We start from the raw sequence: 26,580 nt of genomic DNA on the forward strand, positions 1-26,580 counted from the left end.
TTAAACCTTATATAAATAAAAAGCTGCTCAATTGAGTGGCTTTTTTGCTTTTATATTTAGCAACCAAACCAGGTGATTGTTTAATAGGCAGGATTTTAATCAGTTCGCCAATACCATCATCCTGTCTAATTTCCTGTAGCAGGAGCGGGTAACGGTGGTGCCTACCAGGAAATCGTCAACAGTGATCAAGTGTTTAGCATGAGCGGTCATTTTTATTGCAAATTGATCTGTTTTTATTTATCCGTGACATCAATAAGCAACGTTATTTAATATCAGTGTAAATTAAAACAAAGCCATTTTAAAGATTACCTAACATAACCGTTTATTGCAACAGGTGGTGAATAATATCCACTTTTAAGCTAAAGGTTAAAGTTTATACACCGCCAGCAACTCATGAGCGTATCAAACTGACTTTTTTATGACTTTTTTAATTACAAATTAAGAAACAGCTCTTGTTATCACTTGTTCAAATCATACATCTCATTATTATATAAATTGGCTATGAAAGCAATCCTGGTAGTTCACAATCTCAAAAAAGAAAGCAATTATGCACTTACTTACGCCGGTAATTTAGGTGATAAATTAAAAACCAAAGTAATTGTTATGAACACGGTACCCGAGCCGATGAGTGTTCAGCAATCAGATACTACCACCCAGGATATATTTGATGATGAGGATTTTAGTTTTAAAGATCAAAATAAAGGTATCGAAAAGATAGTTTTCCTTAACTATCTGGATACTTTGGGGATGTCGCTCCACGCAATTATAGCTAAATATGATATAGGTTTAATTATCAAAGGGGTTGGCGGAACTGCAAAAGAAATTAATGAACAGCTTATGCCTGTTTTAAATCATTCATGCTGCCCCTTACTGGCCGTTCCGGAAGGTGCCTCATTCAATATTACGAATATGGGATACCTTGCCGATCTTCGTTATGCCAAAAAGGATATTGTAAATTTTTTAAGTAAAATGAGTGAAGCTATGGGTGTAAAGGCCTCGCTTTTTAATATAACTGAATCGGGATTACCGCATATGTATAATGATTATGCTGATGCTGTGTTCAATCAAATGTTCGTGGGTTCAAGGCTGAACCTGGTGAATATCAAGGAGCGGGATATCATGAAAACCGTTGATGTACTGGCCAATATAATGGGGGTTGATTTTTTTGTATTGAGCAACCGCAGCTCGCAATTAAATGGGTTATGGGATTGGGAGAATATGGAGAATGAAGAACATGCCCACCTACCGGCGCTTATCTTTCCATGCTGAAAATAGCGTAAATATAAAGGGAAGATACTGTGATCGATCTTCCCTTATATATTCAATTTGGCCGTTTATAAAACGTAAACACCATTTGCTTTCAGAACTTTGCTGAAAAACAACAAATGCCCTGGCAAGGCGTTTTGCCAAAACTCCCAGGTATGGCCTCCTGGTTGTTCGGAATAATCATGTGGAGTATGGTTATAAACTAATCTGCGGTGTAATTCACGGTTGGGCTCAAGCAAAAAGTCATCAACTCCTATATTAATAACCAATGGCAGCCCGTTTTTACGGATCTGATCTGCCATGTTCACAACCGAATATTGCAGGTAAGTATCCGGCGTCATAGGCCCCCAAATTTTATCAAGCATTTTGGTAAGCATCTCAAACCTATCGGGGGGGAGCTTCCAGGTGGTCATGTTTGGGTCAAGTGCTCCGCTCATACTCCCTGCTGCTGCAAAAAGTTCCGGATGCCTGGTTGAAAGATACAACGCGCCAAATCCTCCCATAGATAGGCCGGTGATAAGTCTGCCTTTTTTATCGTTAACCGTGCGGTATTTGCTATCGATAAAAGGAATCACTTCCTTAATAATATAAGTTTCAAACTTGCTGTTAGGATCAATAGGGCTATCAACATAATAACTAAAGATTTCACCTTCAGGCATTACGATAATGATGTTGTATTGATCAGCAAGGTCTTTTACCAATGATTTATCCGGCGTTTTTAGCAGCCAGTCGTCAAAATGGCCATACCCCCCGTGCAGCAGGTACAATACCGGAAAATTGGCTTTGCTTTTTTCATATGCTTTAGGAAATGCAATAGCCGCTTTATAAGTTTTGTTCATTGCCACGCTTGGGATTTGTACTGTGTCGACTTTGGCTGCAAAAACCCATATGCTGCTAAACAGCAGGGCAAATATTAAAGCTACTCTTCTCATTTACTTATGGTTTTGGTACTGCGGCTACTATTTTTAATAATTCATCATCCGGGTGATTTTTAACTGTGCATTGGTTATCCAGTATCATAGTTGCACCATTTTCGGCAGTGTATGCAGGCCATTTGGGTAATGACGATGTATTGGGGTTGCCGGTTTTGGCAAAATTTATCCATGCGCTACTTATTTTATCGGCAAGGGCATATGCTTCCTTACCGCCGCCGGTCATTTCCTGGCAGCGTGCGATGTTGTTAAACTGGAAAGCTATATCCATACAGTGCATGGCTTTATACATACCTCCATTTACGGGCGATTGCCAGGTAAACAGGTACATATACACCGGGGCCGCGCCACTAACAGCCTTTTCATTTGCCTGTTTAATGGCTAATGAGCGGAAGTTAAATTCAATGTCGGTAAATTCTGATGGTTTTGAAATTGTTGGATACGCTTTTTGCGCCGCGGCGATGTAAGCATCGGTTTTATCGCCATATTTTTTTTGAAGACTGGTTTTTAATTCATCCATAGTTTGGCTTTTAGGGCCGGGGATAAATGGAGCGAATTCGTTTTTGGTTGTACCTACCAGCAGCGGAACATTTTTCGACAGTTCTTTAGCTGCCGGATCTGATGGTTGGTAAGGAAGAAAATCGCCGTCTAAAGCGGGGCCCCAGCCGTTCATGGTTTTGCCCTCCTTTTTCAACTCGGCCGAGACCTTGCTCATGGCTTTTTTACCCGCTTCGTTCAGTACACCATAAGGCAGTTTTTGAAGAGAATCAACCTGCGAAGGCTGCAGGTGAAGTTCTTCCAATAATGCAGCGGCAACTTTTTGGGTAACCGGTTTTTCGTTAAAATTGGTGATGTAGCTGCCGCTTTCAACAATGGCATTTTTAAATAAACCTTTTACTGATGGCGCGTTCATCAAACAGGTAACCTTACCGCCACCACCCGACTGCCCAAAGATGGTCACATTATCAGGATCGCCGCCAAACTGGGTTATATTTTGTTTTACCCATTCCAGAGCCAATTTCAAATCAAGCAGGCCCGCGTTTGCAGAGCCCTTATATTTATCACCATAGGCTGAAAGATCAAGAAAGCCCAAAATGTTTAACCGGTGATTTACCGATACCAGTACCACATCTCCCTTTTTAGCCAGGTTTTCACCGTCATATGACGGAAGTTCAATTGATGAACCGGCTGTAAAGCCGCCACCATGCAGCCAAACCATTACTGGGCGTTTTTTGCCATCGTTCAGTTTCTGTGTCCATACATTGAGCGACTGGCAGTGTTCATTTGAATAACCCAGATCATGCTGAAAGGCAAATTCAAATTCGTCGTTAACAGTTGTAGTTGGATCGGTAGGACAAACCGGACCGTAAGTTTTTGAACTGCGTACATCTGTCCATGGCGCAGGTTTTTCGGGCGCCATAAAGCGGTCGGCTTTGGCGTAGGGGATACCTTTAAATGTAAAAATGCCATTGTGAAGATAGCCTTTTACTTTTCCGCTTTCGGTTGATGTTACAGCTACATCGTTCCCGGCAACAACTGGTTCGTTGCTGCTTTGGCAAAACGCCGTTACAGGTAAAAAGCAAATGAGTAAAAGCAGCATGAGGGTACTGTTTTTTTTCATAATTGTATTTGGTTAAATTGGTTTACACTTCGCGACCCGAAACTGGCTTCCGGAATTGAAAGATAGTTAATTACCGATTAATTGGAGAGGATGTTTATCCAATGGCAATAGCTATTGTGTAAATATAACACAATGAATTAACCAAATACAATTATATCATACTTTTTACTTTAAAAAATTTCAGCTAAAAACGTAGTTAGTTTAATGTAACCATAATCCATAGCTATCTTTATACCGCTGCATAGAAGTTTCAAATATTTCCATTGCATTACCCTCAATATCCTGGTTTTCAAATGCTCCATATACAGTATCAAAATTAAGCATGGATGCTTTTTGATATGCTTTGACAAATTCTTCCTTGGCGAGTAATATAATATTAGGATAGCTGTACATAATAGCCATATGCCGTTTGCTTCTGGCTATATTAAAGGTATCACCACAAAGCATAGTTCCATTGGGTGTAAAGCCTGCAATGTGCAACACGCAGCTGCCCGCAAAATGACCGCCGATATGTACTACGCTTATGCCGTCCCAAAGTTGTGTGGTGTTACCACCCCATAAGTAGATATACGGAGAATTAAAAGGTACCCATTCGGTGTCATGTTGGTGGATATAGATTGGGCAGCCAAATTCGGCGGCCCATTCATTCATATTACTATAATAATGCGGATGTGAAAACGCGATAGCTTTTAATCCGCCTTTAGCCCGGATAAATTCAATTGTAGCATCATCCAGGTACGGAATACAATCCCACAAAATGTTACCTCCCGGAGAGATAAGGAGCAGGGCCCTTTGGGCAATTGCAAAATCTGGTTGTATTTTGAGTGCATACAGATGTTCACTTAACTGTGTTATTTTGATGGTGCGGTTCTTAAGTTCGGCTGGCGTATTCCATTGCTGTCCACTCTCCGGAACGTATTGTCGATCATCGGTACAAATTGGACAAAATTGGGGTGTTGCCGGCCCGGCTAAAAGCTGGGTGCCGCATGTGCTGCATATGATGGTTTTATTCATCGTTTTATAAAGTGTTATTTAGGGAGATGATTTTAGATCCGGTAAGCTATTTTAGCCAATGCTTTGATCTGTTCCAAATCGGAAGCAGGGTTGAGGTGGTTGCAGTTACCTGCTTGTTCAACTGTTTCTGTCACAGTTTTTTTAAACGTAAGCTTCCCATACTTTGAAAGATTTACAAGCAATACGCTGAGCAAGATCACAATTAACCCCAAAAACTGCATTAACGAAATACTTTCATGTGCAAAGCAAACCCCAAGTAATACGGCGATAACCGGATTTACATACGAATGGGTGCTCACCTGCGTTGCAGGCCTTACCTGTAGCAGCCATACATAAGCGCTGAATGCCCCAATTGATCCGAATATGATAAGGTAAACGATAGCCATCCATGACTGAGCCGGAACAGTAGCGAGATTAAATCCGTTAAACTTCTGGTGAATAATAGCAGCCGGTACAAAAGTCAAACCGGCAATGATCATTTGCCAGGATGTATTTACCCTTGCTGGTGCTGTACCGCCTCTCTTTTTTGAATATAATGACCCTGACGACCAGGCAACAGGGCCTGCCAGTAACAATAGTAATCCTGTTAATTTTGCATGGTCCATAGTACCGGTAACCGATTTCAGGAAAGCTTCGCCAAAAAGGAGCAAGATTCCTGCAAAGCCGATGATGAGGCCGAATATGGTCGATTTATTTTTTAGGTTTACCCGCCAGTTAGCTTTATCTAATATGATGAACCATATCGGGTTCACAGAAACCATAATGGCAACCATGGCACTGGGGATATTGCGCTCGACCCAGATCACTATACCTGTAGCTATGAATAGGGTAAGCAGCCCGCAGATACCGGAGGTGATGATATCGCGCTTAACAAATATGTTGTCGCCCCTAATGTAGCACCAGCCAAGTAATAAAATACCCGCGCTGAAAAAACGCAATGCACCCATCAACATAGGAGGGAAGCCCTGAATAGCCATTTGTATAAAGAAATAGGTTGAACCCCATACTATATAAACGGTAGCAAAGGCTATGATCACTAAAAGGTGTGATGCTTTTGTATTTGCTGTAGTTGCCATGATTATTTTATTGGTTAAAGATGTTTGCTGATTTTAATTGGTTTGCAATGATTGGTAAGCCGTAAGCTTTTTGTTCACAATACGTGAGGCGAACCATTTATCTAAGCTCCATGAATATTGGGACATCCCGGCCAGCAGAAAGCTTGCGGCGCTCAAAGTAAACACTGAATAACCTAAAGGCGATTCGACGCCGAAGGAAATTGCCATCGCGATAGCAAAACATAAACTAAGGATACCGCTGCCGATAGCTGCCATGCGGGTAAATAAGCCAAGGATGAGTAATAAGCCAAAACCGCCTTCGCCAATGGTTGCAATAGTTGCCAGCGGATTTATGATGCCATCGGGTAGGAAACTCATTACCTGTTTGGCATAGGCAATAAAATGTTTCCAGTCGCCCCAGCCAACGTGTGCGTGACCGTTTGGGCCAAATAAGCCGAGGCGGTCGGCTACTTCCCACAGGTAGCTTAGTCCAACGGCTAACCTTAGGTATATGGATGATATTTTTTGATTGAGTTGCATAAGTTTTATTTTTTGATGATCAAAAATACCATGCTTTTGGACTATACTTGTAGTCCAGAAAGTAGTTTAAAGATAGTCCAGAATGATGCTCATCGAAAGTTTATTAAGTGTAGATAAAAGCAGCCAGGTGCCCGTGTATTTGCAAATTAGCAACGGCATTATCAATTATATCAGGCAGGGGACCTTAAAACCAGGCTCTGCACTTCCTGCCAGTCGTGTGTTGGCAGCATCGTTAAACGTACATCGTAAAACAGTAGTAGCTGCTTATGACGAACTTTATGCTCAAAGCTGGGTTGATGTTATAGCGCGTAAGGGGATTTACATAGCTAAAAACCTGCCCGATGTTGCACCCCGGCCTATCGAAAAAGCTGTTCTGAAACATAGCCTGGCAAATAAAACATCGTTCAACGTTGATGACAACAGGATCAACCCTCAGCGCATGTTTGTGGAAATGCCTGATGGCAATATTACATTTACCGAAGGGTTTCCCGATACCCGCATTGCGCCTGTCGACCTGATGGTGCGCGAATACAGACGGATGGCAGGTTATCATTTTACGCATAAATACCTGATGTACGGGCTGGAGCAGGGTTCCGAAAATTTAAGGAACGAACTTGCCCGTTTTTTGGGTGAAACCCGTGGCTTGCATGTAACACCTAACGATATTTTAATAACCAAAGGCGTTCAAATGGCACTTTACCTGTGCGCACAGGTATTGATTAATAAAAATGATATTGTAATTGTAGGTAACCCAGGCTACAGTGGTGCAAATGAGGTGTTTGAGCAAGCGGGCGCCAGGTTGGAATTTGTCCCTGTAGATGAACATGGTATTGATATTAATTCCGTTGAGACTATTTGTAAAGCACAAAAGGTACGTATGCTGTACGTGGTGCCGCATCATCATCAGCCTACTACAGTAACGCTGAGTTCGGAGAGGCGTATGCGTTTACTCGAACTGGCAGCAAAATACCAGTTTGCCATTATTGAAGATGATTACGACTTTGACTTTCATTATACTAGCGGCCCTATTTTACCGCTGGCCAGTGCCGATTATTATGGCAATGTAATATATGTGGGTTCATTTTGCAAAACCATCGCGCCGGGCATTCGCATTGGCTTTATGGTTGCCCCGGCTAATTTTTTATTACAGGCCACCCGCTTACGCAGGCTGATTGACCGCCAGGGGGAGCACCTGTTAGAAGAAGCTATGGCAAGTTTATTAAAGAACGGTGACATTAGCAGGCACCTGAAAAAAGCCAATAAGCTGTATCACGAACGGCGGGATATTCTTTGCAAATTACTGCAGGAGCAATTGGGCGATTATATTTCCTTTAAAATACCATGTGGCGGTTTTGCCATATGGGTTAAATACCTTCATGATCTGGACACTGCCGTTGTTTCAGAAAAAGCTAATGAACTGGGGCTGTCTATAGGTGCGGGACATGATTATTATTATGATAAAACATTTAAACACAGTTTTGTACGGATAGGGTTTGCCTCATTAAACCAAAAAGAAATGCATGAAGCAGTAAATATCTGGAAAAAGGCCATTCTTAAATGCCTTCCAAAAGTTTAAAAGTTTGGCATAGGGGATTAAACGCCATAATAGGATGAATTTGTTAATATCATGTCATGCTTTGGCAGTTACTGTCATGCTTTTAAGTTAGAGATTTTCTGCCAAAATTTGCGTTTGTCATGCCTGTGACAAATTGTCGGTTAATTTTTTTAAAAATGCTAAGACCTCTAATATGTAAAAATCACGGAATAGTTTTTTTACAAAAAAAAGTTTGGCGATGAGTTTTTATAGCCGCAAAGCAGGCTAGGAAATTAATGAGCGAAATAATTTTCTCTAAAAATAAATTTGTGCTTGTTTGCCCGCTTTTTTTTAAATAATTCGGCAAAAAACAATTTTTCGGCTTTTTTTGCCTCGGTTTAAGCCCATTTTTTTTCGTTAAGCGCAAAACTCTGCGTTAAATTTAATAAACACCAGTTTTTGAAGGTAGTTTCAAAGAAAAAATCCATTTTGAAAATGACGTTTTTAGGCTTAAAGTATTGATTTATAGGGCGTGTTTTTTAATGGCATGTTTTTAGCCTAACTGGTGGCAGGAATGATACAATTGTTCTTGCATCCCTGCCACAGCATGCCTGTAGGAACGATTGTATTTCCTCAAAACATTGTTAGTTCAGTAATTAAAACATTAAAAAAATTAAAGTTATGTTAACCGTATTAGAAGTTGCCCTTTTCTTAGCTGTTATTATCGTTCCATTAATCCCTGCAAGAAAAACTGCAAAATAATTGGACATTAAAACCAGTTAATGAATGGGCGGCCTTTGGTTGCCCATTTTCGTTTTTATACCATTTGTGACCGGTCGTACTCAATGCTAACCAATCCGCTCCCTTTTTTTCCGTCGCTTCCGAAACCTCCTTCTTTCCCACTTCGCTGAATTTTTTATTTATATACAATGTTACCTATGGTAGTAGTGATGTAGTGCTGTAATAAAAGCATCTGATCATGCTATCGGATAGATTTGTGCATTAATGATCCATTGGATTTATAGCAGTGCCTTATAAACGAGATTGGCATTTGGTATGTACGGCGATAATATTTTATTTATCGCGAGCCATAATTCACTATTTTCCGTAAAAATTAAAAGAAAAGCCCTAAATAAAGTATGCAGCAATTACCCAAACGCCTGTTATCAATAGATGTATTGCGTGCGATTACTATGCTCCTGATGATATTTGTTAACGATGCGGGCGGTGTACAGCATATTCCCGAATGGATAGACCACGCCAAAGGTCTTGAAGACAGGATGGGTTTTGCTGATACTATTTTCCCGGCGTTTTTGTTCATTGTGGGCTTGTCGTTACCATTTGCTATTAATAACAGGATCAAAAAGAGTGATAGTACCAGACAGGTATTATTTTATATCCTGATACGCAGTGCGGCGCTGCTCATTATGGGTTTTTACCATGTAAACCTTGAAGAATATAATTCGTCGGCGGCATTAATTCCGAAGGCTGCATGGGCACTGGTTATTACTATAGCATTCTTCCTGATCTGGCTTGACTATCCGGAATCTATGGCAAAGACTAAAAGATATGCCTTGCAGATATTGGGAATTGCTATGCTGATTGGCATGGCGATGATTTATAAAGGTGGCGAAGATGGCGAGGTACGGGGTATGGAGCCTTCATGGTGGGGAATATTGGGTTTGATAGGATGGGCATATTTGGTTTGTGCTTTTATATTTTTCGCAGTTAAAGGCAAATTGAACAACCTTATCGTAGCATGGATAACGCTTGCCGCCATTAACATTTTGGCGCACACCATATTAAAGGTAAACGTGTTGCACGACGAAACGATGGTAACCATTGCAGGAAAAGATGTTACGGGCAGTTTCCTCGGTAATGCTATTATCTTTTTAAAACCGTTTTGGATAATCAACGATGCATCGACCATGACTTTAACCATGGGAGGCGTGGTGATATCAGGTATTTATGCCAAATTGGTTGAACAAGGGAAAACACAACGCATTTGGGCCACACTAACTGTCGTCGGTATCTTGTTCCTGGTAGCGGGTTTTGCTTTAAGGCCTTATACTGAAGGTATTTCCAAGATCCGTTCAACACCCGCCTGGGTATTCATTTGTTCCGGAATTACCACGTTAGCTTTTTTGATGCTGATATACGTGGTAGACGTTAAAGGAAAAATAAATGCTTTTAACTGGATCAAACCGGCAGGTACCAGCACACTAACCTGCTACCTGATCCCGTATTTTCAGGTGTTTACACTGGAACTGTTCCAAATTAACTATCCCGGCGTTATCAATAACGGATTTCCGGGACTATTGCGCTCTTTTCTGACGGCTGTGATCATCGTTTTATTTGTTGGATTACTTGAAAAGAAAAGATTGCGCTTAAAAATTTAATTATTATACATACCTAAAATGTCATGGCAACAATTTCATCATTATTGTAACCTTGGCGGTGAAATATGCTGGAAGATGTTGGTGGAAAAATGAGCGCTTACTCGATGCGGCTATCAGACACTTGGATTAAAAGAACCTTAAAAGCATCTTCAAAAGAGGCCCCCCGGAAATCAAGCGGCCTCTTTTAGGTTTAGGTTGATTATAATAAAAGCTACTAATTATAATTGCGTTCTTTGGCATAATCGGCAGTCAATGCACCTGCATTGGCGTCAGGCGAAACCTCGCAAACACGTTGCAGCTATACTAATGATGTAGGGATGTCCGTACTTACACGGCCGGGAATAGCCTGTTTAACAATTTTAACTTTACGGCAGTCCGGTAGAATATATTTCATGTTGGATTTATATAAGAGATGAAATTTTATATTCTGCAATTATCAGCCAAACTTTACTCAATTGCTATTTTGAAGCCACTACAATACCACTACTATTATGTTATCGATAAAGTGCTACGTGGTCATTAGCCCAAAGTCGTAGTTTCTAAGCACAGAATTTTAAAAACGACTTTTCACACCCCACTTAGCACTTGCCGGGTAATCGGCTAAGGTAACTTTGTAACAAATTGAGGTGTTTAATCACGGTAGAGCTAATGTAGTGGCACAAAAATATCCGGCCGAAACTTAATCTTTTAGCTTTGACCAATATTGCAAAACCATCATGCTTAAACCGCAGGGCAATTTCTTAACTTTATATATGAGTCTGAAAAAACACATCAATGTCCTGTTTAAGGCCACTGCCTTGTTTTGGTTCGGTTTGCCGTTTTTTGTACAGGCACAAAATATCAAAGTGGTAACCAATCACGTTGGTTATGAAGATAACAAGGCAAAACATGCCGTTATAGTTGCCGACAGCCGTCTTACATTTACATCATTTAACCTCATTGATGCAGATAAGGGTAAAGCTGTATTTTCGGGAAAGATCTCTTACAGCGGCCCGGTTGGCAAATGGAAAAATTTTGAGTTTTGGACGCTTGATTTTAGCAGTCTTACCGTGCCGGGGACTTATAAAATTCAATTCGCTTCACCTAAAGGAATAATTTCATCATACCCTTTTACCATTGGCAAAAATGTGCTTGAAAAAGCCACTATATCCGATGTAGTATATTATTTTAAAGGGCAGCGCAGTTCGGGCCTGCTGGATAAGGCCGATCATCATCTGGTATTACCGGACACAACGGATACTATTGACGCGCACGGCGGTTGGTATGATGCCACCGGCGATTACGGCAAGCATTTGTCGCATTTATCATTTTCCAATTATTTTAACCCGCAGCAGATCTGTTTAACAGCCTTTAGCCTGTTTAAAACATATGAGCTGCTAAACGCCCGCTCAGGGACTGATTTTCGGCAGGTTAACCGCAGGATTTTGGATGAAGCCATGTATGGCGCTGATTATTTAGTGCGGATGCAGGTTAAAAACGGTTCATTTTATCGCTCTGTGTCATCGCCTGGCCCCGGCAAATTGCCAAAGGACAGAGTAATCCAGGCAGACGAGGGTAATTATCGGATTAAACAAACCAAAGACCAATCATTTACCAAAACCACCTCAGGCAAAAACTGGCGTACTTACCAGGCCAGTTACCGATCGGGCGGGGGGATTGCTATTGCGGCGCTGGCTATAGCTTCGGCTTATCAAACATCGGGTGAGTTTAGTAATGCGGATTACCTGAAAGCTGCCGAAAATGCATTTGCTTTTCTGGAAAAGGAAAATCCACAAATGGACTATGATAAAAAAGAGAATATCCTTGATGACTATTGTGCGCTGAGTGCCGCTACCGAATTATACAAAGCAACTCACAAAGATATATATAAAGCTGCTGCCGAAATGCGTGCTAACAACTTGCTTAACCGCATAAGCTTGTGGAAAAAGTACCAAAATTTTTGGCGCGCCGATGATAAGGACAGGCCTTTTTTTCATCCATCAGATGGCGGCTTGCCTGTGATAAGTCTGCTGTATTACTATCCTTATGCGTCCACAGATTTGCAGGCAAAGATCAAAACAGCAGTAAAAAAGTCAATGGAATTTGAATTGGCTATTACCCACGAAGTAAACAATCCCTTTGGTTACAGCCGCGAACTGGTGCAGGATACATTGGGCAATCGGCACAGCGCTTTCTTTTTTCCACATGGCAGCGATGCTTCGCCCTGGTGGCAGGGCGAAAACGCGAGATTAGGTTCTGTGGCCACCGCTGCACGAATGGCTGCCAGTCTGTTTAAAGATGATAAGACTTTCCATGACCAGCTCTCCGGCTTTGCGATAGATCAGCTGAACTGGATCCTGGGCCTGAACCCCTTTGATGCCAGTATGCTACAGGGTACAGGGCATAATAATCCGGCTTATGGCTTTTTTGGCACGTTTGAATATACCAACGCACCTGGCGGTATTGTAAATGGTATTACTTCAGGGTTTGATAATGAGGATGATATTGATTTCAATATCCCTTATGCAGTATCAGGTAAAGATTCTGACTGGCGCTGGGCCGAGCAATGGCTTCCGCATACAGCCTGGTACCTGCTGGCAGTATCAACGAGTGATTAATTGTAAACCATATCTATTATGAAGGAGTTTAAGATCAGTTTGTGTTTCATCTTCGGGCTGCTATTGGTTTTGCCGATGTTTTCTTTTGCCTTCGATGAACATAAAACACTGGCGATAGGAGCGCAGGCGCCCGATTTTAGTCTGCCAGGTATTGATGGCAAAACATACACTTTACAATCGTTCAGAGATGCTAAAGTGTTGGTTGTGGTTTTTATGTGCAACCATTGCCCCACCTCGCAGGCCTATGAAAGCAGGGTGATCAAACTGACCACCGACTATGCGACAAAGGGAGTCGGTGTGGTAGCAATCAATCCCAATAATCCTTCCTCGTTGCGCTATGACGAATTGGGCTACAGTGATTTAGGTGATTCATTTGAAGAAATGAAGATACGGGCGAAAGATAAAGGTTTTAATTTCCCGTACCTGTATGATGGCGAAACCGAAGTAGCTTCCAATAAATATGGCCCGGTTGCTACCCCTCATATTTTTGTTTTTGATAAAGACAGGAAGCTGCGTTACAATGGCCGGATAGATGATATGGAAAACCCAGCCAAAACACCTAAATCTTTGGATGCTCTGAACGCTATTGATGCGATACTTGGAGGCAAAGAAATAGCAGTACCGGTTACCAAAACCTTTGGCTGCTCGGTTAAATGGGCCGAAAAAAAGGATTGGATAGATAAGGCGCAAATTCAATGGGCAAAGGAGCCGGTAAAACTTGATACCATTAACGCCAGCGGAATTGCAACAGTGGTGAAAAATCATTCGGACAGGTTAAGGCTTATCAACCTGTGGGCTACCTGGTGCGGTCCCTGCGTTGCGGAGTTTGACGATCTGGTTACCCTAAACAGGCTTTACCGCGACAGGAGCCTGGAATTTGTAAGCATTAGTGCTGATGACCCGGCTAATAAAGATAAAGCTTTGAAGTTTTTACAACGCAAGCAGTCATCAGGTATCAACTACATTTACACAGGCGATGACAAATATAAGATGATAGAGGCAGTAGACCCTAAATGGGATGGAGCTTTACCTTATACCATGCTGATTGACCCGGATGGGAAGGTTGTATACAGCCACCAGGGCGCTATTGACCTGGAGGAAGTTAAGAAAGCGATTTGGAATAACCCGACGATGGGCAGGATCTATAAATAAATCATCAACGCAAAAATCATCGATATGAAAAAAATAGCCCTGATCTTCAATTTTTGCTTGTTAACCGTTATCAGCGCGTGGGCACAAAAGGCCCCGCGTTTTAAAGTGATAGCCCTGTATGAAAGCGGGGGGCATCATATTGAGTATTCAAAAGTGGCAAAAGTATGGCTGGATAAGCTGGCTGCTGACAGTAATTTTTCTGTCGATTATATTCAAAGTACTGATAGAATTAATGATGCTTTTTTATCTAATTATCAGTTATTTATCCAGCTGGACTACCCGCCGTATGCCTGGAAGGAAAAAGCCGTAAAAGCCTTTGAAAAATACATTGATGAAGGCAAGGGAGGCTGGATAGGCTTTCATCACGCAACCCTACTGGGCGAGTTTGATGGTTACGCGATGTGGAACTGGTTCTGGAATTTTATGGGGGGGATCCGCTATAAAAACTACATAGCTACATTTGCCAAAGGTACTGTCAATATTGAAGATCAAAGCCATCCGGTAATGAAGGGTGTATCACCACCTTTCCTGGTTCAGAAGGAAGAGTGGTACACTTATGACCAAGATCCAAGGCCTAATGTACATGTGCTGGCCTCGGTAGATGAATCAACTTATGAACCCAAAGATGGCATTACCATGGGTGACCATCCTGTGGTATGGATTAACCCCGAAAAAAAAGCCCGTAACATTTACATCTTTATGGGACACTCGCCTGTGCTTTTTGATAGTAAGGATTATACCAGGCTTTTCAGCAATGCTATATTCTGGGCCGCCGGAAAATAAATACGAAGTAGCCGGGATTGAGTAAAAGCATTTTTAAAACAAGAAATGCCTATGGATGGCAGCACTTTGATGTTTAATAATGGCTGGAAAGCAGTAAAAACTGGAAGCAGTTTTACCCGGATTGTTTAGTAACCTCCATCAAAAAATCATACAGATTGGTTTCGGTAGCTAATTGCAGTTTTTTGCGTACGCGGTAACGGCTGATCTCCACGCCTTTCAGCGAGATGTTAAGCAGCTGCGCTATCTCCTTTGATGACAGGTTTAACCGCAGGTAAGCACACAGTTTCAAATCGGTTGAGCTTAAACCGGGGAACTTGGCTTTCATGGTGGCTAAAAAGTTATTATGCACCTGGTCAAAATACATGGAAAAGTTGTCCCAGTCATCGTCACTTTTCCCGGTATCGCTCAATAATTTAAACACGCTCCTGAATTGGTGCGATCCATCAGGAATGTTAAGTTTTTTTATTAATACCATCAGCTCGTCCTTTATATTGAGCAATAGTTTACTGCGGTTAACCATTTGCATTGTTAGCGTGGCCAGTTCTTTGTTCTTGTAATTTAGCTCGGCTTCAAGCTTTTCGTTTTTTAAGGCAATGATCTCTTTATCATTTCTGTCAAGTTCAAGGCTATGGAGGTAGCTTAACCTTTTTTGCTCCTCTTCATGGCGTTGCTGATGCAAGGCGAAACGTTTTTGCTGCGCCTTTATACCGATATACACAGTGCAGGCAATGATCAGGAAATAAGCCGGGTAGGCCCAAATAGTTTGATACCATGCCGACTCAACAATAAAACTATAACTGACGGGAGCAGACGCTGTGCCTAAATTATTACGGGCCTTTACCGAAAATGTGTATTTGCCATAAGGAAGGTTGGTATAGTCCTTCTCGGTTTTAATCGACCATTGCGACCAATCTTTATCAAAACCTATTAATTTATAGCTAAACTCCTCGTTGCTTTTTTGTGCAAACAGGGTAGAGGTATATTCAAAATGAAAGGAATTCCAGTGGTTGGACAGCGAGGCAATAAGTTGCGTGTTTTGTGCTGATGCGATCCGGTTGTTTTTAACAAAATATCCACCGAAAATCAGGCTATCTTTTTCGGCTATGGCTTTTACCGTAGTAAGTAATACATTGAGTTTGTTCTCCGATGAAACGTATTGGCGATAATTTAAATGGAAAACACCATTGTTTGAGCCGATAAAGATGTTCTCCATATCGTGCGGATAAATATACTCTGCCCCCTTTACTGTTTGCCCGGCCAATTCAGGGAAATAGATCACCTTGTACGGTAACTTACCAGATCGTTTACCAAAATCAATTACGCCAACGCGTTGGTTACTGATAAACCAGATATTACCTTTGCCATCTTCGGTAAGAAACTCAATTTTTGAATTGCCAAATATCGGCTTGTAAAATGCAGATCGTGTGAAGTCTCCTTCAGTTGTATTGTATTCATAAACACCTTTTTCGGTAGCAGCTATTACTTTGTTTTTAATAAAATATACATGATTATTCAGCGCAGATGGCAAACCACTTTTTTCGGTATATTGCGTATAACTAACTATCTTTTTTCTATCAGCGGATAGCTGCACTTTAAAAATACCCCTGTAGGGGTGCGTTGCCCACACAAAATTGCTCTTATCTACCGCGAGGTTTCCTAATGATTCATAAATACCATTTATTTTTCCTTCAAAGCTAAATCCGGCACCATTGTATTTTAAGAGTTGAAAGCCGGTATAAGTCCCCGCTATCACATCCTGCGAAGCAGGGAAAGCTTTCATCATCCACGCCCCCGGGCCGGGAGTAATCAGTTTAGCCTGGTTATCGTCTACCTGTAAAACACCATCCTGATGACCGGCCAATAAATGCCCGTTAATTTGCGTTAGGCTTAAAACCTGTCCTTTAGTGTTTGGCACTTCTGTAAAAGCACCTGTGGCCGTGCTGATATCTTTTTGCTGCGAGCCTATCGATACGGTATATAAGCCGTTTGATGTTCCGATATACAACTTGTTGTTAAAAATGCTTACCGAGTTACTTTTTACCAGGTTTTCGCGATTAGGATAAATATTTTTAACAGACGTGTTATAATTAATAAAATCGAGCCCATTTTCCAGTCCAAGCCATAAATTATGATCTTTATCTAACAATATACCATGGACATTATTATTTTGTAACCCCTGGTTATTGGAGAACTGGTCTATTGGCTTGCCTTTACCATCAATAATAATCAGCCCTTTTGCTGATGTGCCGATGGCGTATCTGTCGATGCCAATTTTTTGAATGAAGTTTATAAGATCAGTAAGCAGGATTCCATCAATAGCCGTGTTTTTTTTAACCAGCGACGAGCCAGCAATGATAAAGAGGCCATTTTTGCGGGTACTTACCAGTAAGGTATCTTTATTAAACTCAGTGATGCCAGTGACACTCAGCGCCGTTGTGGGTTGTTGAACGAAGGCTTGCCAGTGCGAATCTTTAAAAATAACCAGTCCGATAGCTTTATCATAAGCAAACAATTTACCGCCGGCCCGGTTTAGCAGCATCCAGCCACCGGGCGCATCAAATGTGTGCATGGTGTTGTTTTTCAGCTCAAAGATGCACTCAATGGTTCTGAAAAATACCTCATTATTATGGATAACAATATCCCAGATATCGGCAAACTGCCTTGCTTTTTTGGGCAGGCGTTGTTTAAGCGAATGATATTTGAGGATTCCCGACTCATTTGGAAAAAAATAACCAACTTCATCCTGCCCTCCAACATAAATACGGCCCATGCGATCAATAGCCACAGACTTTATAGGGCTTTTATTAGGCAGCGGATAGGTTTTCCAATAACTACCGTCGAACGTAAGCAGACCCTCATCGTTGGCAAAATAAAGAATTCCGTTCTTGTCCTGTTTAATGTCCCAGATCTCAGTTCCGGCGTTATAATCATTATGAGTGTAGTTTTTGATAGCAGGAGTACCAAGCGTAGTTTGAGCGGAAGATGTCCATATAAAAGCACGGAGAACGAGAATAAATAAGATGTTTTTTTTCATTAACGGTTTTCCTGGCGAGGGCTTAAACCCCATTAATAATAGGCAACCCGGCAAAAGGCCGGCCTGATTAAGAGCTGTAATTTAATCAACATTTTACATATACCGGGAGTAAAATGTACCCCAAAATTGTAAAATGGCTTCAGTCAGAAATGTTTTAAATCAGCAATGGATTGCTGTAGTGGTATTGTAGTGGGGTGCTGGACAATAATAGCTGATACTGTTTAAGGAACTCTTTATTGGTTTTTTTGGTATCGCTGATATAATCTATGGTAACATTACTGTCTATTGCAAGCTTGTTAAGCCATATTTTAGCAGTGGTATCAAATGAGGCATGGCCGCCACCAATTTCCGCGAGGGCAATTGCCTTAAAACGAGGTTTGGTATTTTGCTGGGCTGTTACGTTGCCGTAATGCATAAGCAGGAAACACAGGAAAATTAAGAAAATATTTTTTTTCAATTTGATTGAGACAGAACGATCGGGCAGCATGAGCTGGAATAATTAGTAAGATTTAGATCGCCGCAATGATAAATTAAACTTTTTAATCGAAGCTTAAGATGATAAAAAGTAGTGGTGAAGTAGTGTGGATCCGCTTGTTTAACAAACAATGGGTTATAATATGGTGATTGGCTAATAAAAATGCCTGATAACGAATAACGCTTTCAGGCATTTTATTGAATAGTATTTATGGTATAACAATTATTTGGACTGTTTTACATAGTCATGGTCCGTACCCACAACTACATCGTACCATTCTTCAATTTCCTTTTCAAAGGCGGCTGTTTTTTCACGGAAACGTTGCAGCGTATCACTTCCCAACGGTAAGTGTACCGGAGGTTTTTCTGAAGCAGCAAGCTTGATAAAAGCTTGTGCTAATTTTTCCGGGTCACCAGGCTGTTTATAATTTGCTTCGGTAGCAAAAGTCCGCATGTTACCCACGGTATCCTGGTAATCAGCAATTTCATTTGATGTGCGGGTCAGCGAGCTTTCATCAAGGAAATTGGTGCGGAAAAAGCCCGGAGCAACAACAGTTGCATGAATGCCAAGCGGAGCAAGCTCAAGCGCCATGGCTTCGGTAAGCCCTTCAACGGCAAACTTGGTTGAGCCATAAACACCCCAGCCAAAATAGGCCGATAAACCACCTACAGATGATATATTGATCACATGGCCTGAGTGTTCTTTACGCATATAGGGTAAAATGGCACGGGTTACGTTCAGTAAGCCAAATACGTTGGTTTCGTAATTCCTTTTTACTTCTTCGGCAGTGGCTTCTTCAACTGCTGATAGCAATCCAAAACCTGCATTGTTTACCAGTACATCAATCCTGCCAAAGTGTTCAACAGCTTTTTCAGCCGCTTCTTTTGCCTGCTCTTCATTGGTAATATCCAAGGGCACAACAAATAGGTTGGGATTGTTGTCAAATTGTGCAGCCAGTGTTTCAGGGTTTTTACGAACAGTAGCTACTAATTTGTCGCCAGATGCTAAAACAGCTTTTGATATTTCTAAACCAAAACCTCTTGAGGCTCCGGTTATAAACCATACTTTTTGAGTTTTCATTTTATGTTGCTTTTAATTTGTTTTTGTTTACAGTACAAAGTTGGCAACAAAAGCAGGGAGGCTCTATACCAAAAACAAAGCGGTTATTATGAAAATCAAAGAAACGGCGAATTTATGCGGTGGCCTGGTATGATCTCCTGAATTCGGCAGGGGTAATACCAGTGTTTTTCTTAAAAAAGAAGCTAAAGTTAGGCTGCTCGGCAAAGCCAATGCTGTATGCAATATCCTGCAAGGTCCAATCGGTTTGTACCAGTAATGCTTTGGTCTCTTCGAGCAGGCGGTTGCGGATATGAGTGCTTACATTTTGCCCGGTGTATTTTTTTAATACCGCGTTTAAGTGGTTCGGATGTACCGAAAGATTGGCGGCAAACTCCTTGGCAGTTTTCATTTTTATGGGCGATGTATAGTTAATGCCCGATGTTTCCTTCTCCAGCAAATGAAAAAATTGGTGGATGTAATGGTATTCGTCGGATACACTATCAGGTTTGGGAAAATGAGCTACCCGCATGCTTTCAACCATTAATAATTGAATGTAAGCCTGCAGCGCATCATCTTTTAAATGATTGTTGGATAACTCTTCAATAGTCATTCGTTCAAACAAGCTGTTAAGTACAGGCATGTCTGCATTATTTAAGCGGATAACGCTTTTATCCTTTTCGGTAAACAAACCATATTTATCAATGGTGTTTTTTAATTGAGGATGATCATTAATGAAGCTCCTTTTGAAAAGTACATAATATCCGCCCGATTTATCCGAAAGGTTTTTCCACGATATAATATCATTGGGATGGATGAAAAGGATGGTAGGTTACTCAATGTAATAAGTGTTAAGCCCCATGGTAAAAACTCCGGCACCTTCGGTTATCATCAGTGTTTTATAAAAATCGCGCCTGTTGGGCGACATGTAGTTGCGGCATTCATGATGCTTACGGTCAAAAACCTTGATAGTCCAGTTTTCGAAAGATTCGCGCAATACGGGGATCATATCCGGTAAATCGCGGAGGGTATCAATAGCTTTGGCATCAAGTGTGTTTGGTTTCATGGTGAAGATGTTTTATACAAATGTAAGCAGTAAAAAAGCGTTTGAAGCGAGTTGGAGCAAACGGGAATATTTTATGAACTTTACGTTAAATATTGTTATGCCTTATGCGAGATGAACCACCGCATACAGTGCAGCACCTGATATAGCAATCCAAAGTACCACACCCTGTAAAAGCGGCTTCAGGCCAACAGATGCCAACACTTTGCGTGAAAGGCCCGCACCGATTAAAAATAAGGTAAGGGTTAAGCCTGCTTTTGCTGTAATGATGATGTAGGGGCTCATAAACCTTACAACTGGTAAGTAGGTGTTGGCTATCATAGCCAGTATAAATAAGCCGATAAAATAGGGGATACTCACTTTTTTTGATTTGTTTTTAAACAGGAAGGTAGATAAGAATGCTACCGGGATAATCCATAATGCCCGCGCTAATTTCACTGTTGTCGCTACTTCAAGCGCGTGGGCTCCGTATTTACTTGCTGCACCAACTACCGAACTGGTATCATGTATAGCAATAGCACACCATAACCCAAACTGGGTTTGTGATAAATTCAAATAATGACCAATCACAGGAAAAACAAATAGCGCAATTGAGTTCAGGATAAATACACAGCCCAATGCTACGGAGATCTGCTTTTCTTCAGCTTTGATAACCGGTGATATGGCTGCAATTGCGCTCCCGCCGCAAATAGCCGTTCCTGATGAGATCAAAAATGAAGTCTTTTTCTCGATGTTTAACCATCTCCCCATCAGCGTGCCAAATAGCAGTGTTCCGGTAATGGAGGCGATGGTAAACAAAATCCCTTCCTTGCCTGCCTGTAACGCGCTATGTACATTCATGCCAAAACCTAAACCAACTACTGATATCTGTAATAAAATATGGGTGGCTTTGTGGTTGAGGTGCAAATATGGGTGACCAGAACATTGTGCTACTACCAAGCCTAATAGTAAAGCTACTGCCGGGCTCATAAAAGGCATCAGGCATAATACTATGCAAACTGCAAATATAACTTTGCGGGCATTTTCATTGATGTTTAATAACAGGCCACCGGTATTGTTTAATTGATGTTGGGTATTCATTTTTCCTTTGTTTTAATGATACAAAGGTGTGAGGAATTACTGCCGGTTTTTCATCATAATACGCAATCTGTGATAACCAAAAGTTATTATGGGGTTTTAGTAATTTAATGTGCCGAATACGCCGTTTTGATAATCTGATAATGCCTGCTCAATTTCTTCGGGCGTGTTCATTACAAAATTATCCTTAGCTGATACGGGTTCGTCAATAGGTTTAGCAGATAGAAATAACACCTGCGAATCTTCGGTAGCTGTCACTGTGATCTCTTCATTATCTTTTTCAAACACAATGAGATTGTGTTGACCGATAGTTTGTTCGTTTACTTTGACGCTGCCATTTATAATATAAAGTAATGCCCAGTAGCCGGATATGGCTTCAAAGTTTGCCTCTTTTCCCGTGGCTATTTTTCCAACTATAGAAATAACCGGGGTGAAGTTTTTGATAGGTCCGGTTTTGCCTTCATAATCTCCGCTGGCCAAACTGAAGTCGAGGCCTTCACCAATAAGTACTTTCGGTTGTTCGTTTGCCTTGGCCGACTGATAAAAAGGCTCGTCCCACTTTTTACTTTTAGGCGCATTGATCCAAAGCTGGATAAGTTCATGAACGCCGCCTTTTTGTAACAATTCGGCGGTAGGGCCTTCGCTGTGCATAATGCCTTTGCCTGCAAACATCCATTGTACATCGCCGGCTTTTATAATCTCATCGTTACCTGCATTATCTTTATGATAACCTTCGCCCTGTAGCATAATGGTATACGGGCTGAAGCCGCGATGCGGGTGTGGGTGGATGCGCAAAGTTTGGCCGGGTTCTATTACCTCCGGTCCCATGTGATGTAACACAATAAAGGGGTTTGCAAACCGAAAATCTTTATGAGGTAATGGCTGGCGTACGGTTTCTTCGGCGGTAATTTTCTTTTCACGACCGGCAAGGACATGGATGATGGCTTTTTTCATTGGATAGATGTTGTCGGAATAAAAATAGCTTATTCCGTACGGAATACAACGAGCCAATAAGAAAATTACTGTGGTTTTACCTGCTCAGAGTTAACCGCACTAAGTACTGTTTAAATTCATCCTCCAGTAATACCTCCATATCAAAGCCAGCTTCTGCAACGATGGGCTTAAGTGTTTTTTCATCAATATATAGCCAACGGAACCAGTCGGTTTTTTGGCGATTGTATTCATATTGATAAAGTAGCTCACCGTAATAACCTTTTTCCGGCAGGCCATCTTCATATAAATAAGTGATATCTGATGAATCAAATACGATTTGCCCCCCTGGATTGAGCAGCAGTTTAATGTGTTGTAAAAATACCTTCAGGTTTTCAAGTGTCCCGGTGAGGCCAATCCCGTTCATGAGCAAAAGCAGGGTATCGTATTTGCATTCGTTATAAACAAAAATGTCACCTTTGATTACTTTGTTTACCTTGCGCAGTTTCATTACATCACAGGCTAACGGGGAAATATCAAGCGCGGTGCAATCAAAGCCACGTTGCTGCAATACTAAAGCATGACTGCCCGCTCCTGCGCCAATATCCAGCACGCTTCCGCGGCATTCGTTCATGGCCAGCCATTCTATATCCGGCATGTCATCCTCATCCCTGAAGTAAACATCAATGGGCATCTCCTCTTTAGGTCCATATTGATTATTGATCCAAAGTTTATGGTTAGCTGATTTATGATAATGATCATGTATGGCCTGGCCCAGTATATCTTTCATGTGCCCAAAAGTATGAATTGAAAGTTTAATTTAGCGCCACATTAATCCCTTTGATCGACTATGTGGTTAAGTTATGGTTTGCTGGCACTTATTTTAGTAGCTGGTGTAGCATACAGTATATCGGCCCGTAAGCTAACTGTTATAGCAGCATTAACCGGTGCCGCAGTTGCCATCCTGGTATTTGCCGGTGCCGGCTTCACAGGTTTAGCCATGATGACTACCTTTTTTATTTTAGGTTCGGCAGCTACCTCGGTACAAAGCAAAACAAAGAAGGATTTAAACGCAGATCAAAAAGGAGGGAGAACAGCCGGGCAGGTTTTGGCGAATGCCGGTACGGCTGCCTTATGCGGAATTTTGATCCTCGTTTTTCCGGCCCAAACTCAGGTTTTACAATTGATGATTGCCGCCATCTTCGCTTCGGCAACAGCCGATACATTGTCATCAGAGTTAGGGACGGTTTACGGAAAACGTTTCTTCAATATTATAACCCTAAAGCCGGATTTACGCGGGCTTAATGGGGTGATCAGCTTAGAGGGTACTTTAATTGGCGTAATTGGCTCGGTTATCATTGCTGTTGTTTATGCCATAGGAATGGACTGGACAACAAATTTCATCTGGATTATTGTTGCAGGTACACTCGGTAATCTAACAGATTCCGTTTTAGGGGCTGTGTTGGAAAGAAAAAATCTGATCAACAACGATACCGTTAATTTTTTAAATACCCTGATAGCTGCTTTGTTTATGCTGTTGCTGTACTTTGTTTTATAATTTAATCTGTAAATAAAAATGGTTCCTATCCTGATATTGATCGTTGTTGCGTTGGTGGTGTTCGTTTTCCTCAATAAAAAGAAAGTGGTAAATGAAACGCCTGCTGCCACATTGAATTATAAAGCGCTTTTAGAATTGCACATTCCATATTATCAGCACCTTGATGCTGATCGAAAACTGTTGTTTGAAAGAAAGGTTGCCAGACTTTTAGCGGATATTAATATCGAGGGTGTTGGTACAACGGTAAGCGATGCTGATAAAGTAATGATAGCTGCTAGTGCCGTGATCCCGATATTTGGCTTTAACGATTGGAAATACCGTAACCTCACCAATGTGATTCTTTACCCGGATACATTTGATAGCGAGTTTCAGTTTGAAGGCGAAAATAGGAGTATTTTAGGAATGGTAGGCTCAGGATATATGAACGGGCAAATGATCCTGTCGAGAGCGGCGTTGACAAAAGGTTTTAGTAAATCGGCAGGGAAAGAGAACACGGCTATTCATGAGTTTGTACACCTGCTTGATAAGGCCGATGGGGCTACCGACGGTGTGCCGGAAATCCTGCTGGCTCATGAATATATTATGCCATGGCTCAAAATGATCCACCAGGAGATTCACAAAATTGAAGCCGGGCGTTCTGATATCAATCCGTACGCCATCACTAACGAAGCTGAGTTTTTAGCTGTTGTAGCCGAGTACTTTTTTCAAAAGCCGAACGAGTTGAAACATAAACATCCCGAACTTTATGATATGTTAAGCACCATCTTCTTGCAGGACCTGGATGATAATGATGTTACCTGATCAAAAGCTAAGGCCAAGCTGCCCTAACGGCTCATGTTGAACAACCGTACTGCTGATATAGTAAACCGGAGTTTCTTCATGTCTTGACGCCACAATAATATTGATCCCATCGGCACAATTGGTAAACAAATCCTCTACCAGCTTGGGGTCGTTGTTGTTTTTGGAAAGATGCGAAAGCAGCAAGTGGGTCATGTGCGGCGGGCGGTGCGTAGTGAATAAACCCAAAGCCTGCTTGTTTGATAAATGCCCTTTTCCCCCACGGATGCGTTGTTTTAAATAATAAGGGTAACCGCCTTTATCCAGCATATCATCATCATAATTGGCTTCCAAAAAAGCAGCATGGCACTGGCTAAAGTAGCGGATGAGTTGGTCGCACACTATTCCCAGATCGGTAAACACGCCTACCTTAACATTGCGACAGCTTACAATAAAGCTATGCGGCTCAGACGCATCATGCATTTTGGGGAAGGATGTTACTTCGAGGTCACCAATAACAACTGTTTGAAATGCGCTAAGATGATGGACTTTAAAATGATCAACACCGCTAAGGTGCATCAACGTGCCGGGGGTGATGTAAACCGGCAGCTGATATTTTTTGGCTAATACCGGTATACCACGAATATGATCAGAATGTTCATGCGATACAAAAATGGCTTTCACCTTTTGCATGGACAAGCCCAGCCGGGTCATGCGTTTTTCAGTCTCGCGGCATGAAATGCCCACATCAACCAATATAGCCTCCTGATCGTTCCCTACGTAATAGCAATTGCCATTACTTCCCGAATTTAATGATGTAATGAATAAAGACATTGCAATGCAAAGTAAACTATTTTGGTGTTATTATTTTAATCCTAATGATTTTAGCATTCAGAAAATCAGCATTTTTTTTTGACGCTATAAAAACCTGCTTATATTTAGCCATGGATTCACCGCAAACTTTACCCGTACTTGATGCAGAAGAACTACGTGTGCTTGGTACTTTAATGGAAAAGGCCAAAACCACGCCCGATTATTATCCTATGACCCTTAACGGATTGGTGGCCGCCTGTAACCAGAAAACATCGCGCAAACCTGTTGTTAATTATGATGATGATACGGTTATCAATGCCCTAAATTCCTTGAAAAGGCGCGGTTTGATCTCTACCGCTACCGGTGGTTCTATTCGTAATATTAAATACAAACATAATTTCGCCATAGTTTTCCCGGTAATACCTTCGGAAGTAGCTTTGATTTGCCTTTTGATCCTTCGTGGGCCTCAAACGCCAGGTGAATTGAATACCAACAGCGGCCGCATGTACGAATTTGATTCGATAGAAGATGTACAGGAGATCCTGGATAAACTGGCTGGCGGCGAGACGCCTTACATTGTACAGCTACCCAAACGCCCCGGCCAAAAGGAAGTTAGATACGCGCATCTATTAGGCGGAACGCCCGAAATTAATGATGATGATTTTGCAGATGAGCCAAGTGGTCGCCCATCTTCATCAGCAATGGAGGCCCGTTTAACCAAAGCCGAACAGGAAATTGCCGAATTGAAAGAAACCGTGGGCAGGTTGATGAGGGAATTGGGAGTGGAGTAAAAATTATGGTCAAGTTGAATTTGTTTCAACACCGCATTTGCTAAGCCGCCTGCTAATCTGGGCGTCTACCTGTCCTGTGGGGTGCTGAAATAAATTCAGCATATGGTGCAGTT

At 41.6% G+C, this 26,580-nt stretch carries 23 protein-coding genes; 9 read left to right on the plus strand and 14 right to left on the minus strand.

Annotated elements, in window-relative coordinates:
- Positions 1 to 501: 501 nt before the first annotated feature.
- Positions 502 to 1,269, plus strand: a complete 768-nt coding sequence (locus BLS28_RS06640) for a hypothetical protein (RefSeq protein ID WP_091163752.1) — start codon at positions 502 to 504, stop codon at positions 1,267 to 1,269.
- A 65-nt stretch (positions 1,270 to 1,334) separates the two neighbouring features.
- On the opposite strand, the gene BLS28_RS06645 is transcribed toward BLS28_RS06640, so the two are convergent.
- From BLS28_RS06645 to BLS28_RS06665, 5 genes are all read right to left on the minus strand, one after another.
- The gene (locus BLS28_RS06645) at positions 1,335 to 2,198 is read right to left on the minus strand and encodes an alpha/beta hydrolase (RefSeq protein WP_091163754.1); all 864 of its coding nucleotides are present in this window, start codon (positions 2,196 to 2,198) and stop codon (positions 1,335 to 1,337) included.
- A gap of 4 nt (positions 2,199 to 2,202) precedes the next feature.
- Positions 2,203 to 3,819, minus strand: coding sequence for a carboxylesterase/lipase family protein (locus BLS28_RS06650; RefSeq protein WP_091163757.1), 1,617 nt, complete (start codon positions 3,817 to 3,819; stop codon positions 2,203 to 2,205).
- 201 nt (positions 3,820 to 4,020) lie between these two features.
- A complete protein-coding gene (locus BLS28_RS06655; RefSeq protein WP_091163759.1) occupies positions 4,021 to 4,833 on the minus strand; it encodes an MBL fold metallo-hydrolase in 813 nt (270 codons plus the stop codon).
- Between the two features lie 32 nt (positions 4,834 to 4,865).
- On the minus strand, positions 4,866 to 5,909 hold the full coding sequence (locus tag BLS28_RS06660; protein ID WP_091163761.1) for an EamA family transporter: 1,044 nt from the start codon (positions 5,907 to 5,909) through the stop codon (positions 4,866 to 4,868).
- Positions 5,910 to 5,942: 33 nt separating this feature from the next.
- Positions 5,943 to 6,428: a TQO small subunit DoxD gene (locus BLS28_RS06665; protein ID WP_091163764.1), complete on the minus strand. Its 486-nt coding sequence runs from the start codon at positions 6,426 to 6,428 to the stop codon at positions 5,943 to 5,945.
- An 82-nt stretch (positions 6,429 to 6,510) separates the two neighbouring features.
- Here BLS28_RS06665 and pdxR point away from each other — a divergent pair, with 82 nt between their 5' ends.
- From pdxR to BLS28_RS06700, 5 genes are all read left to right on the plus strand, one after another.
- Positions 6,511 to 8,004, plus strand: a complete 1,494-nt coding sequence (gene pdxR / locus BLS28_RS06670) for a MocR-like pyridoxine biosynthesis transcription factor PdxR (protein WP_091163767.1) — start codon at positions 6,511 to 6,513, stop codon at positions 8,002 to 8,004.
- 1,097 nt (positions 8,005 to 9,101) lie between these two features.
- Positions 9,102 to 10,361, plus strand: a complete 1,260-nt coding sequence (locus BLS28_RS06685; RefSeq protein WP_091163774.1) for a DUF5009 domain-containing protein — start codon at positions 9,102 to 9,104, stop codon at positions 10,359 to 10,361.
- A 752-nt stretch (positions 10,362 to 11,113) separates the two neighbouring features.
- Positions 11,114 to 12,958 (plus strand): glycoside hydrolase family 9 protein, encoded by a 1,845-nt coding sequence (locus BLS28_RS06690; protein ID WP_091164914.1) that lies wholly within the window; start codon positions 11,114 to 11,116, stop codon positions 12,956 to 12,958.
- Between the two features lie 18 nt (positions 12,959 to 12,976).
- Positions 12,977 to 14,110 carry a redoxin family protein gene (locus tag BLS28_RS06695; protein ID WP_091163777.1) on the plus strand — a complete coding sequence of 378 codons (1,134 nt, stop codon included), beginning with the start codon at positions 12,977 to 12,979 and terminating at the stop codon, positions 14,108 to 14,110.
- Between the two features lie 24 nt (positions 14,111 to 14,134).
- On the plus strand, positions 14,135 to 14,893 hold the full coding sequence (locus BLS28_RS06700) for a ThuA domain-containing protein (RefSeq protein WP_091163780.1): 759 nt from the start codon (positions 14,135 to 14,137) through the stop codon (positions 14,891 to 14,893).
- A gap of 112 nt (positions 14,894 to 15,005) precedes the next feature.
- Here the strand turns inward: BLS28_RS06700 and BLS28_RS06705 are convergent, their stop codons facing one another.
- From BLS28_RS06705 to BLS28_RS06735, 8 genes are all read right to left on the minus strand, one after another.
- Entirely contained in the window at positions 15,006 to 17,927 is a 2,922-nt protein-coding gene (locus BLS28_RS06705; RefSeq protein ID WP_176844391.1) for a triple tyrosine motif-containing protein, read from the minus strand.
- 154 nt (positions 17,928 to 18,081) lie between these two features.
- Positions 18,082 to 18,384, minus strand: a complete 303-nt coding sequence (locus tag BLS28_RS06710) for a hypothetical protein (RefSeq protein WP_143020708.1) — start codon at positions 18,382 to 18,384, stop codon at positions 18,082 to 18,084.
- A 240-nt stretch (positions 18,385 to 18,624) separates the two neighbouring features.
- Entirely contained in the window at positions 18,625 to 19,482 is an 858-nt protein-coding gene (locus BLS28_RS06715) for an oxidoreductase (RefSeq protein WP_091163789.1), read from the minus strand.
- Positions 19,483 to 19,594: 112 nt separating this feature from the next.
- Positions 19,595 to 20,101 (minus strand): helix-turn-helix domain-containing protein, encoded by a 507-nt coding sequence (locus BLS28_RS31125; RefSeq protein WP_218134371.1) that lies wholly within the window; start codon positions 20,099 to 20,101, stop codon positions 19,595 to 19,597.
- A gap of 189 nt (positions 20,102 to 20,290) precedes the next feature.
- Positions 20,291 to 20,524: a hypothetical protein gene (locus BLS28_RS31130; RefSeq protein ID WP_218134372.1), complete on the minus strand. Its 234-nt coding sequence runs from the start codon at positions 20,522 to 20,524 to the stop codon at positions 20,291 to 20,293.
- A gap of 102 nt (positions 20,525 to 20,626) precedes the next feature.
- A complete protein-coding gene (locus BLS28_RS06725; protein ID WP_091163791.1) occupies positions 20,627 to 21,601 on the minus strand; it encodes a YeiH family protein in 975 nt (324 codons plus the stop codon).
- Positions 21,602 to 21,697: 96 nt separating this feature from the next.
- Positions 21,698 to 22,552, minus strand: coding sequence for a pirin family protein (locus BLS28_RS06730; protein WP_091163793.1), 855 nt, complete (start codon positions 22,550 to 22,552; stop codon positions 21,698 to 21,700).
- Between the two features lie 76 nt (positions 22,553 to 22,628).
- Positions 22,629 to 23,318: a class I SAM-dependent methyltransferase gene (locus BLS28_RS06735; protein WP_091163795.1), complete on the minus strand. Its 690-nt coding sequence runs from the start codon at positions 23,316 to 23,318 to the stop codon at positions 22,629 to 22,631.
- A gap of 60 nt (positions 23,319 to 23,378) precedes the next feature.
- Here BLS28_RS06735 and BLS28_RS06740 point away from each other — a divergent pair, with 60 nt between their 5' ends.
- Together BLS28_RS06740 and BLS28_RS06745 are read left to right on the plus strand one after the other, a co-directional pair.
- Positions 23,379 to 24,086, plus strand: coding sequence for a DUF92 domain-containing protein (locus BLS28_RS06740; protein ID WP_091163798.1), 708 nt, complete (start codon positions 23,379 to 23,381; stop codon positions 24,084 to 24,086).
- An 18-nt stretch (positions 24,087 to 24,104) separates the two neighbouring features.
- Positions 24,105 to 24,887, plus strand: coding sequence for a M90 family metallopeptidase (locus BLS28_RS06745; protein WP_091163801.1), 783 nt, complete (start codon positions 24,105 to 24,107; stop codon positions 24,885 to 24,887).
- Here BLS28_RS06745 and BLS28_RS06750 read toward each other — a convergent pair whose 3' ends face one another.
- Positions 24,888 to 25,697, minus strand: a complete 810-nt coding sequence (locus tag BLS28_RS06750) for an MBL fold metallo-hydrolase (RefSeq protein ID WP_091163804.1) — start codon at positions 25,695 to 25,697, stop codon at positions 24,888 to 24,890.
- A 110-nt stretch (positions 25,698 to 25,807) separates the two neighbouring features.
- Between BLS28_RS06750 and BLS28_RS06755 the strand changes: the two genes are divergently transcribed.
- Positions 25,808 to 26,467 carry a YceH family protein gene (locus BLS28_RS06755; RefSeq protein ID WP_091164916.1) on the plus strand — a complete coding sequence of 220 codons (660 nt, stop codon included), beginning with the start codon at positions 25,808 to 25,810 and terminating at the stop codon, positions 26,465 to 26,467.
- Positions 26,468 to 26,580 lie beyond the last annotated feature (113 nt).

It is taken from the genome of Mucilaginibacter gossypii (assembly GCF_900100945.1).
GTDB classification, from domain to species: Bacteria; Bacteroidota; Bacteroidia; order Sphingobacteriales; family Sphingobacteriaceae; genus Mucilaginibacter; species Mucilaginibacter gossypii.